Source organism: Candidatus Jordarchaeum sp., assembly GCF_052745115.1.
Genome location: NZ_JBRAKS010000453.1, coordinates 1 through 2725, shown reverse-complemented (window position 1 = coordinate 2725; position 2725 = coordinate 1). Strand labels below are relative to the sequence as shown.

The 2725-nt window shown below is 40.7% G+C and carries 6 protein-coding genes; 2 read left to right on the top strand and 4 right to left on the bottom strand.

The window, feature by feature from the left end:
* Positions 1–257 precede the first annotated feature (257 nt).
* Together ACUVXA_RS19445 and ACUVXA_RS19440 are read right to left on the bottom strand one after the other, a co-directional pair.
* Positions 258–713, bottom strand: coding sequence for a hypothetical protein (locus tag ACUVXA_RS19445; RefSeq protein WP_445872950.1), 456 nt, complete (start codon positions 711–713; stop codon positions 258–260).
* Positions 706–975 carry a CopG family ribbon-helix-helix protein gene (locus ACUVXA_RS19440; RefSeq protein ID WP_445872949.1) on the bottom strand — a complete coding sequence of 90 codons (270 nt, stop codon included), beginning with the start codon at positions 973–975 and terminating at the stop codon, positions 706–708. Before ACUVXA_RS19440 ends, ACUVXA_RS19445 begins: the two co-directional genes overlap by 8 nt.
* Positions 976–1099: 124 nt before the next feature.
* Between ACUVXA_RS19440 and ACUVXA_RS19435 the strand changes: the two genes are divergently transcribed.
* Positions 1100–1303 (top strand): hypothetical protein, encoded by a 204-nt coding sequence (locus ACUVXA_RS19435; RefSeq protein ID WP_445872948.1) that lies wholly within the window; start codon positions 1100–1102, stop codon positions 1301–1303.
* 58 nt (positions 1304–1361) lie between these two features.
* On the opposite strand, the gene ACUVXA_RS19430 is transcribed toward ACUVXA_RS19435, so the two are convergent.
* Both ACUVXA_RS19430 and ACUVXA_RS19425 read right to left on the bottom strand, forming a co-directional pair.
* A complete protein-coding gene (locus ACUVXA_RS19430) occupies positions 1362–1589 on the bottom strand; it encodes a UPF0175 family protein (RefSeq protein ID WP_445872947.1) in 228 nt (75 codons plus the stop codon).
* 374 nt (positions 1590–1963) lie between these two features.
* Entirely contained in the window at positions 1964–2197 is a 234-nt protein-coding gene (locus tag ACUVXA_RS19425) for a nucleotidyltransferase domain-containing protein (RefSeq protein ID WP_445872946.1), read from the bottom strand.
* Between the two features lie 289 nt (positions 2198–2486).
* Between ACUVXA_RS19425 and ACUVXA_RS19420 the strand changes: the two genes are divergently transcribed.
* On the top strand, positions 2487–2725 hold a 239-nt coding region (locus ACUVXA_RS19420; protein ID WP_445872945.1), incomplete at its 3' end, for an AbrB/MazE/SpoVT family DNA-binding domain-containing protein.

Sequence of the window (2725 nt, the reverse complement as noted above, 5' to 3'; positions counted from 1 at the left end):
GAACCGAACACCATTTAGGCGGTGTCCTAAATGGGTAAGTTTCGGACAACGGTATAGCCTTCGGCTAACTATTTTTACTCTCATTTTTCTCTTCAGTTCACCAAAAAATTCTAGATGTTCAAGAAATCTCCCCCTTCTAAAAAATCGTAAGCATTCCTTAATTATTCAGTCCAACACATTCCACTTTTTTTCGAGTATTTGAATAATCTTTCTAGAGTTTAGAGTGAGAATCTATTGAACTCTAAAGCTAAAATAGGTTACGGGTTTCTCTGTTTCAACTTCTCATGACCCATTTTCAAGTTTTTCCCATCTAAAACCACTCTGAGGCTATTCAACACTTCACGCCCCATTATTGTTTCTTCCGGAAGATCTTCCAATCTAACCGGTATATAGACCCTAACTTTACCTAGAGGCACTGTTTCCTCTCCACTTAAGAGAAAGCACTCAGCACTATAAACATCGCATTCAATATCATGGTCTCCTGCACCGTAAAACCATTCTGTTCCCTCAGAGGGTATTCCCTCAAAATTCAGGGAAAGTTCAGCATTGGCATATATACCCCCATCAAAACCCGTGTCAACAAGACAAGGACCCAGCATTTTCCTGTTTTCTTTTTTCCGGTGAAGTATTATCCAGGCTATGGGAATGTCGGGTATCTTCTTCCCGCTTCTATCAATCCCGTCCTCCACATAATTATAGACCACTTCAATCAATTCTTCTCCACCCTTCCAGAACCCGCTGCAACTTTCTTCTCCGGGGAGAGGGAGCTCTGCGTTGAGTAGCTCTAAGCTCCCGCAAAACTCTAGGACCCTTAGAATCCTCTTTTCGGTTAATAAAGAATGGGTGATGCCTCGCTATATATTCGTTAAGCGAATCCGCAATGATTTTTGACCTAGAGGCGGTAGGCTCTGACTCCAGAATTTTTTCTAGGGCTTCGGCTACATCATCAGGTAAACTAACGGAGAACCGCTTCATTTTTTTTCACCAATAGTAATAAATTTCATACATTTATTAACTTTTCTCACAAAACATTCGATTCTAACTGCTTTGAACGAACCTGCTTTGCTATTTTTCAACAAACCAAACGAGGATTAAAACCATGGTAAGAGCTATAATCTGTGGAAGTGTCATAGTAACTATGACTGAGTTGAAAATTAAAATTCCTGAGGATTTGAAGAGAAAGATGGAAAAATTCGGAGTCGATTGGTCGACACCTAGCGACACCGAGCAACATCTTTGCTTCCTAAGTATACAGTCTATCCATAAATCTTATGTCCACTTATGTCCACATAAGTACACGTAAACAGCAACTGTTACGTAGGGCGAAAAATTATTGGGTATGAAGAAACAGAGGAGAAAGTTCATTCCTCAACACTTAGTAACTCTTTGAGTTCTCTCTTGATGCTCTCATTCAGTTTCTTTGGAAGAGGAGTGTTTGCTTCAGCTAAAATCTTATAGAAGGCAGCTCTAGGGACGCCAAGCATCTGTGAAGCTCTACTTGCTGACAACTCGCCTTGAGAATACATTTCTAATATTTCTTTTAAGAACTTCTTTCTTATTCGTTCAGGAATCGCCGGAGTAACATTCATTATTCCCACCTCCGCAAATTCTCCTTCACTTTATTAATTATGTCGTAGCTTATTCGATAACCAGAACTTACTAAATTATCGATATCTTGGATTGCTTGCCGCCCCTTTAACATCAATGGCATTAAGTTAAGCCAAAATTGTTTTCTTGTACTTGTGGGGTGATGTGGATTCGCCTGATTCTAACCCTTATTTTGGGGTTCTAAACTGGAAAGGAAGCTCCATAAACGCTCCTTTTGGAAGCGGAACCGAGCGAAACTACGTCACCCTCTTACCTTAACTTAATACCATTGCCCTTGAGGGAAGGGCGTGTTAACCGGGTGGTAGCACACCCGTTGCTTCGAAGGCGTTGAGCCAGAAGCAAGAATCCCCCGACTTTAGTCGAAGGGAGTGTCAACATAGTATCTCAAGTAATCGTTTGAATCTGCTTTGAAATCTTCCCGCTCATACACGACTCTACCATAGTCTCCTCTCGCATAACTGCCGAAGAGGAAGATTTTCTCTATTCTACCGCTATACTTCTTCTTAATTGCCTCTACAAATTTCTGCAAAGCCTTCTCTTCTTCCACTGCTAAATAAGCTCCAAAAATTCTGAAGTCAGGGACATTCATCACCCACTCTGTGAATTGATAGGACACCCTGCAAACTTAAGCCTTTTCCACACCTCCTAGCAGACCTCTCAACCTATATTTCGGGGCGGCATTAGACATAAAAAGACTAGAAAAACACCTATACTCCATATAGTAATCCAGACTGGATCGGCCTATTAAAAAATTCCTTCTAAATTTCTCCAATATTACTTCGCTGTTTTGAACGTGTATTGTTTACAGGAATATATGAATCCGAATTTTTACGATAAATTTATTAAAGACATTTCTTATTTTGTAAGGTGAAATCGAAATGGTTGAACTTGTTACAGTGACTTCGAAGGGCCAAGTAATAATCCCCTCACGGTTGAGGAAAGAGTTGAACATAGTGAAGGGCGAGAAGCTGTTGGTTATCAGCGAAGGAAACGCAATCAAAATGATTCCAGTACCCAAATTATCGGAGATGGCTGGCGTAGACAAAGAACTTTTTTTGGGGAGGAAACCGTTGTCCGAAACTTACCCATCTAGGACACTTCCAGATGGTGTTCGGTT